Origin of the sequence: Kamptonema animale CS-326 (assembly GCF_028330895.1) — a bacterium.
GTDB lineage: Bacteria > Cyanobacteriota > Cyanobacteriia > Cyanobacteriales > Microcoleaceae > Kamptonema > Kamptonema formosum.
The window spans coordinates 1-7,355 of sequence record NZ_JAQMUA010000238.1; the positions used below are offsets into that span (position 1 = coordinate 1).

Here is a 7,355-nt window from a genome sequence, read left to right on the forward strand (position 1 = left end):
GTTAACCTTCAGGGAACCGCCATGTTTTTCCTCAACAATTTGACGCGCGATCGCGAGTCCTAACCCTGTCCCTTTTCCTACTCCCTTAGTCGTAAATAAATGGTCAAAAATTTTAGATTGCACCTCGGCACTCACACCAATCCCATTATCTTTAATCCCAATTATTACCTGTTTCTGGTCTGCTGATAACTCAGTTACAACTATAATTTGATTGGCAATCTCTGCATAGCCCTTGGTTTGAGTCTTCTAGGGCATCAATTGCATTACTCAACAAATTCATGAATACTTGATTCAACTGTCCGGCATAGCATTCAATTTTGGGTAAATTCCCATAGTTTTTTATTACAATACTTCGGACAGTTTTTAAATAGGGAAGCGATGCCTACGGCAAGCTTCACTAACGCAACACAGCACAGAAGCCAAAAAAGTGAGTGGAATCTGAAGCCAAACAAAACAGGAAAAAAGGCACTCTTTTAAGTTAAGCTAAAAAAATCTACAAGCTTAAGAGATTGCCTTATGAATATTAGAGTCGGTAGTATTCAGCCCTAGATGCAATTTCGACGACACAATCAACATCATCGGTAGGTCGAATGTCGGGGGCCGCAGCTTCATCCAGGTAAAGCGATATGGTTGCCCCTCAATAGAAGACGAGGGTAGTGGGTACCGTCGAGAGTACCCTGGCAACTGTTTCTAGCATCAATATTTGCGGGTTCATAGGGTAACGAGCCTGTTTTCAAGTTCGCTAACCGCCAAACGCTGTTCCCGCACTCGACCTACTCTCAGCGCATCAATCAGGCTAAGCAAAGCGTAAAGTTCTGGATCGTTTTTAGCCGCTTGGGGGACTGAACGGTACAAAGGCGCGATCGCCTGCCCTCTGAGGCGTTTGAGTAGCAACTGTGCGAAAAGTGCCGTTAAGACACCGTGCCAAAACGGGTAAATTGTACGCTAAGGCTGAAACCTTACTGCCTGTGTTGGGGTTATTGGGGTTATTGGGTTTTGGTAAGTGCGATCACGCAAAACCCCTAAGCCGAGATACGGGCAAAATAGGACATGACGTAAAGTTTTGTAAAAAAACGCTTTAAACCATGACTACGCAAGCACTTCAGCCGATTCGTACAAATTCCCCGTTTGGGCACGGTGATGACTTATAAAGCTAAAAACAAGGCTGGGTAAGGCTTTGACTGGTTATCTTGCACTTTTTTGCACGGATCTCGGCTCAATGCCGTTTACTATTGCAGGTAGTTACAGTTAAAGCTGCCTAAAAAATTCCCGCCTCGGAACTCGCTTTTTGCAGCTATTTTTGTCAATGTCTCGAAACAAGGGCGGTAGCCGTTTCAATGCAGTAGTTGCAGTTCAGTTGTCTGGTTAAATGGAATGGCGTGCTACTGTGGTTAATAACTAATCCACTTCAATCGAATGGCGTGCTACTGTTGTTAACAACTAATCCAGTTCAATTTCTTGAATGCGTTGTTTTTGGTGTTGGCTATTTTGTTTATAAGTTAGCTGTTCTCGCTCAATTATCTGTTTTTGCTCAATTAATTGTATCCAGATATCATTCCAACTTGACTGGGGATTGGCAATTTCTGCATTCGGAAGCAGCGCGAGTACATTTTGAGCAAGTAGAGAATCTTCTGCTATTGCTATAATAACGGTATCGAGTTCTTGTAAGAATTGTCTAGGCAGTTGTGAAGCTCGTTCAATTCCTATGTAAATTGTGGGTGGTACAGTTGCAAAGTTATTCTGGTTGTTTTCCCGTTCAATAAGTAGAATTGAAAGGGTTTCAATTGGATTACAGGCAATCACTGCTCGCTCAATTTCTCCGGTAGTAGTTAGCCAGAAAGTAGCTTCAGATGGCAGAGTATGGGTTGTAGTAAAGTTGCCGATTTCATCCAGAACAAAAGCTTCACAGGTTTCTCCGTATAGTGTCTGCTTGGTAAAGACAGCTTTTGCTTCGCTATCGGCATATAGCCAAGAATGAGAGTGCAATAAATCGAGCAATTCTAAAGGCAAACTGTACTCTTTGGCTAGATGTGAGCGCACTCTTGTCCACTGAATTTCATTACTTTCTGGCAACAGTGAGAGTTGTAATTCTAATTCATTTGCTGTTGCAGGAGTTACTGGTGCGGTTGCTATTACCTCAGATTGTAACGACTCTAACTCAATTGTTTGAGCTTCACCCCCAGCACTTGCTAAGTGTTGTGGCTGCATTAAAGCTTCAATTAGGGCGTTATCTCGCCCTTGATCATAGCTAACGCCTCGCTGCTTCTGCAATCCTGAAAAAGTGTAAGCTTTACCTAATTGACTACCGCTAAAAGCAACTCCATCTAATTTGTAAGAAATGCCTTTACTCAACCCAGTTCGAGTTAGTCTAACTTGCACCTCTACACCTTGTTGCTGCAACCCTTCAACTAATTCTGGCATAGTTGGCTTGTCTTGAGTAACTTCATCAATTAGGTCTTGCAATTGCACTCTGACACTCTTATTTCCCTTGCTTTGTAAGTACCTGTGTTCTCCTGTAGTCGGAGCTCGCTTATCTAAATCCCAACTAGGTGCAACAGTTTCTAAATTGTAGTCTCGTTCAAGCTGGCGAATTACTTCTTGGCTTTTGTAGTAATCCCAGCTATCGTCAACGACACTTCCATCTAGGCGGATGCGACTGGCGACGATGTGAATGTGGTCATGGTCTGTATCGCTGTGCTTGACAACTGCATACTGGTTGTTGTCAAATTCCATTGCTTTCATGTAGTCGGCTGCGATTGCTAGCCAACGCTGGTCATTTTCAACAGAATCTTCTAGTTTCTGAGTGCTTGCGAGAGATAAAGTGGCGTGAAATACTGCTACTTTCAGGTTAGGTCTTAGTTGTCTGGCAATGGCAAATTCAGCAGCAAGTTCTTCAGGTGTTTGTCCACACATAGTACCACCAATTAAGTAAGCGCCTTTTTTGCCAAGTACATAGTTTAGACAGCCTCTCCAGCCTGTACCTTTGATTTGTTTGCCAATCATAACCGTTTCGCAGTAAGTTTATTACATTGATTGCTCAGGCTGGTCAAGAATTAGCGGACTGTAGAATTGGTGAGGTTGGCAACTATTGTTTTAATTGCAGTTTGGTTTTCTCGAATAAGTTGCTGTACATTTTCTAATAGTCCTCTATTGACAATAACGGGTTTTCCTAATACCACAGCACTATTGCAAGCTTTAGCAATCTGATTAATATTGTTTCCGGCAACTCTAAGTTGGGCATTAATTTGGCATAAAACTTGATAGGCTTTCAAGTCAAATACAGCTAGAGGGCGTGGCATGGCTCTTTTCAAAGCTGCACGACGCATGAAGTCGCTCATACTCAAATTTACTTGGTTCGCTAGTGTTTGAATTTGGCTATAATCCGAGTCTGTTAGGCGAATGTGGATATGGTTTGATAGCCGTTCTCTAGGTCTTACTTTCAGTAAAGTTTTCATAGCTTTTAATCAGTAAAAATCTATTGTCAAGATACAAGTTAATAACTGTAATCGACAAGCGCTATTCAGGTGATTTTATCTCCCCCAATTGGAGAGGGCTATTTAGAGAGTTTATTAAGGTACAGACTGACCTTGATTTTCTTTATTTGTATAAAATAGTTGGTTTAGGTGCGATCGCACTTGAATAAGTGATGAGCTTGTTGAATTGTAGGTGGATCGATCCCCTGAATGAGACTGTCGCTATCGCGATCGCACTTGAATAAGTGATGAGCTTGTTGAATAGCTTTTGAAGCATTTTCTCCCTCTAATTTCTTATGGCTGTATAATATTCCGCTTAAATCGTAGTACAAACAGTTACAGTTGTCATTAAAGCTTAAAAAAGTATTAAACCCTCCGTTGCGGTTAGGCTTCCGCAAAAGGAGGGTGCATTATTTCTCTTTCTGCACTTAAAAGTCAGATTTGTGATCACAAAAACATTGCTTGCTACCTCTCATCTCTGCTTTTTTCCTTGGTTTCCCAGCTTGCATAAATTTGAGTTTTTGTGAGTTTTTGTGAGTTTTTTGCTGCAAATACTGCCTCGACTTCAGCTAATAATTCAAGATGAGCTTGCATGGTTTTACTCATGAAAACTCACAAAAATTCAAATTTATGCAAATTTATGCAAAAAAAATCATGAAAACTCAGTCTCAAAAAGTTAATTTTGAGGTTTTTTACCGTTCCGGTACACTTAATATCAATTTAACAATTTAACAGCAAACTCTGCACTCCCAATTCAAGGAATAAGCTTGTAACTCGTGTCATTTAGAGCAAGCTGTACTTTCACAATTGAGCAAGTCGAACTAATTGAATAGGTGCGATTCGTTGAAACGCAAATCACGGTAAAAGCCCGTACATAGCGTTTCCAGTCACAAGGCTGAACTTTCGGTCTGATAAGGGTGTAAGTCCCTTCTGCCAGACTCAGGTATGACTCCCTATCTGTCCACACCGACTAAGCTCGATTCTTGGAGAGTGAAGCTGGGAACAGGACGCAATCAGACATCTAATGTGAGGTGACACTGGCGTTAACGGGGAGTTCCGATGGTGAAAACAGAGCCTAGAAAAGTAACTTAATTAGGAGCGGGACACAGACTATAGACCCCCGACTCTACTGGAGTTTATACCCGCCGAATCTCTATTCAATATCGGCAAGAGTCTAGGGTATCCAGTAGTTAAATTGGCTCCACCTAAAGGAACAATCAATCTAACCGAGGGAACGAAGAAAAACGAGCTGAGGGTCAAGGGGAAGTCGAACCCTTTTGTAGGCTAGACGAGCAGCGGAACCCCCTTAGTTCGGGTAGGACAGACCGTAATTGGTCTGAGGTATTCAGAGTACACAAACTAGAGCAGAGCATGATTAGCCACAACAGTAATGTTAGTGAATCTTGGAAGACGTTACCTTGGAAGAAATTCCGTCGTAATTTATTCCGCCTACAAAAGCGAGTGTATAAAGCGATTCAGGTTGGAGACAAGCAGAAAGCGAAGTCCCTTCAAAAGCTAATTCTGAAATCTCGGGCTGCAAGAATGTTGGCGATACGTCAAGTAACTCAACTAAACGCTGGCAAAAAGACTGCGGGAATCGATAAAAAAGCCTTACTCACATTTGAGGAAAGGTTTGCACTGGGCGAAGAACTCAGAGCCAAAAGTAACAACTGGAAACATCAGAAGTTGCGTTCAATACCAATCCCAAAAAAGGATGGGAGTATCCGCCTCCTTAAGATACCTACTATCGCCGATAGAGCGTGGCAATGCCTCGCAAAATACGCGCTAGAGCCAGCGCACGAAGCAACTTTCCACGCCCGGAGTTATGGATTTAGAACAGGAGTGCGATTCGTTGGGTAGAAACTAACCCTGAAATGGGTAGAGGATTACCCGCAAGCTACACAAGAACCTTCTCCCAAAGGGAGAGGCTTCGCCAAGACAATTTGATAGTCATGTGGGTGAGGTAAGTATCCTAGAAAACTAAGTCCCACCCTCCAGGTGCAGGAGTGAAAGCACACAGAGCGCAGTCAAGAATTGCGTCCCCCAGGGTAGCGACTAGCCATCAATCCTTGAAGCGGGGGTGAAAGGTGTTAAATACTGGAAGCCTAATCCGGTATACATCAAGCAAGAGTTCATGAGTAGGAATACGAAGGTATGTTTGAACCATCGTCAGAAATAACCAGCGCAATCAGGCTGAAACGCTGGGAGTCCCAAAAGGGCAAGGATAATGGGGAGTTGGCAAGGTCCTGGGTGTCCAACAAGCACTTCCTCTAAACCCGGTGGATAGTACCGCTCTAAAAACTCAAACAATGACTATCAGAAACGAAGTAACCTCTCGTCTGTTCTCAATCTTCAATGATTGAGTAGGTGCTAACTAATACGAAGAGTAGGCAAGATTGATTCAAAAGCAAAACGCCTCACTGTAATGGTGAGGATAGGCAGACAGAATCACGGTGATTTGGAAGATGAAGTTTCCAGTAGCAGTAAATATGTCTAATACGAGTTTAAAGACTACGGGGGAATGGCGTTCTATTAACTGGCGAAAGCTAGAACGTAGAGTGTATAAGCTGCAACAGAGAATTTATCAAGCCTCGATTCGTGGCGATGTAAAAACATATCGCAGACTTCAAAAAACGCTGATGAATTCTTGGTCAGCAAGAGCGTTAGCGGTTCGTAGAGTTACCCAGGATAATTGCGGCAAAAAGACGGCAGGTGTAGACGGTGTTAAATCACTGACTCCTAATCTCCGTCTTGCCTTAATAAATCAAATAAAACTGGGTTCTAAGGTCAGCCCGACTAGGCGTGTATGGATTCCCAAGCCTGGACGTGATGAGAAGCGACCTTTAGGAATACCTACAATGGATGACCGCGCCTTGCAAACGCTTGTCAAACTGGCATTAGAACCAGAATGGGAAGCGCGATTTGAACCAAACTCATACGGGTTCAGAGCCGGAAGGTCATGTCATGATGCAATCGAAGCAATCTTTAACTCCATCAGGTATAAACAAAAATTTGTACTTGATGCCGACATATCAAAGTGTTTCGACTGTATCGACCATAAAGCACTGCTTTTAAAACTGAATACATCTCCCACCATTCGCCGTCAAATTCGTGCATGGTTAAAAGCGGGGGTGATGGATGGTAAGCAGTTGTTTGCTACATCTGAGGGAACGCCACAAGGCGGGTGCCTTTCACCGCTTTTGGCAAACATAGCCCTCCACGGGATGGAAAACCGGATAAAAAGCGCCTTTCCTAGTGGCACAATTGTCAAGAAAGGTCAATACGCTGGCTATCAGCCAGGAGCTACTTTAATCAGGTACGCCGATGACTTCGTGATTCTCCATGAAGACATAACCGTTGTTCAAAGATGCCGGGAAATAATCTCGGAATGGTTAATGGGCATAGGCTTGGAATTAAAACCCAGTAAAACTCGGCTGACGCACACTCTTTCAATTTTTGTTGAGGAAAAGCCAGGATTCAACTTCCTTGGATTTAATATACGTCAGTTCCCCAAAGGGAAACACCATACAGGTAAAAATACGAAAGGGGAATTACTCGGTTTTAAGACCATCATTACCCCAAGTCAGGAAAAAGTGAGGGCACATTATGACCGTCTGTCGGATGTAATTGACTCCCATAAGTCAGCACCGCAAGCGGCGCTAATTAAGCGACTAAACCCTATCATTAGGGGTTGGGCTAACTACTATTCGACTGTCATAAGTAAGGAAATCTACGCTCAGTTAGATGACCTAGTGTATCAAAAGCTTGTCTCTTGGGCAAAATTCCGCCACCCGAAGAAATCAAAGGGATGGGTGTCAAAGAAATATTGGCATTCCATAGGCGATGATAACTGGGTATTTGCAACCACTGAAGTTGGGAAAA

At 43.0% G+C, this 7,355-nt stretch carries 7 protein-coding genes and 1 pseudogene; 2 read left to right on the forward strand and 6 right to left on the reverse strand.

What is annotated here, in order from left to right:
- The 6 genes and pseudogenes from PN499_RS13565 to PN499_RS13590 form a co-directional block, all read right to left on the reverse strand.
- Window positions 1–346: pseudogene (locus tag PN499_RS13565) on the reverse strand (sensor histidine kinase); the annotation flags it as partial.
- A 365-nt stretch (window positions 347–711) separates the two neighbouring features.
- A complete protein-coding gene (locus PN499_RS13570) occupies window positions 712–894 on the reverse strand; it encodes a hypothetical protein (protein WP_272032498.1) in 183 nt (60 codons plus the stop codon).
- Window positions 895–1,440: 546 nt separating this feature from the next.
- Complete coding sequence (locus tag PN499_RS13575; protein WP_272032499.1) at window positions 1,441–3,003, reverse strand: relaxase/mobilization nuclease domain-containing protein; 1,563 nt, start codon at window positions 3,001–3,003, stop codon at window positions 1,441–1,443.
- Window positions 3,004–3,053: 50 nt separating this feature from the next.
- Window positions 3,054–3,455, reverse strand: a complete 402-nt coding sequence (locus PN499_RS13580) for a plasmid mobilization protein (RefSeq protein ID WP_272032500.1) — start codon at window positions 3,453–3,455, stop codon at window positions 3,054–3,056.
- A gap of 164 nt (window positions 3,456–3,619) precedes the next feature.
- Complete coding sequence (locus PN499_RS13585) at window positions 3,620–3,805, reverse strand: hypothetical protein (RefSeq protein ID WP_272032501.1); 186 nt, start codon at window positions 3,803–3,805, stop codon at window positions 3,620–3,622.
- 133 nt (window positions 3,806–3,938) lie between these two features.
- Entirely contained in the window at window positions 3,939–4,079 is a 141-nt protein-coding gene (locus PN499_RS13590; RefSeq protein ID WP_272032502.1) for a hypothetical protein, read from the reverse strand.
- A gap of 765 nt (window positions 4,080–4,844) precedes the next feature.
- On the opposite strand from PN499_RS13590, the gene PN499_RS13595 reads away from it, so the two are divergent.
- The gene (locus tag PN499_RS13595) at window positions 4,845–5,333 is read left to right on the forward strand and encodes a reverse transcriptase N-terminal domain-containing protein (protein ID WP_334311687.1); all 489 of its coding nucleotides are present in this window, start codon (window positions 4,845–4,847) and stop codon (window positions 5,331–5,333) included.
- A 629-nt stretch (window positions 5,334–5,962) separates the two neighbouring features.
- On the forward strand, window positions 5,963–7,355 hold a 1,393-nt coding region (ltrA, locus tag PN499_RS13600; RefSeq protein WP_272032503.1), incomplete at its 3' end, for a group II intron reverse transcriptase/maturase.

What these genes read in the sequence shown, in the direction of transcription:
- PN499_RS13575 (WP_272032499.1), bottom strand. Translation starts at nt 3,003, where the DNA reads ATGATTGGCAAACAAATCAAAGGTACAGGCTGGAGAGGCTGTCTAAAC.
- PN499_RS13580 (WP_272032500.1), bottom strand. Translation starts at nt 3,455, where the DNA reads ATGAAAACTTTACTGAAAGTAAGACCTAGAGAACGGCTATCAAACCAT.
- PN499_RS13590 (WP_272032502.1), bottom strand. Translation starts at nt 4,079, where the DNA reads ATGAGTAAAACCATGCAAGCTCATCTTGAATTATTAGCTGAAGTCGAG.
- PN499_RS13595 (WP_334311687.1), top strand. Translation starts at nt 4,845, where the DNA reads ATGATTAGCCACAACAGTAATGTTAGTGAATCTTGGAAGACGTTACCT.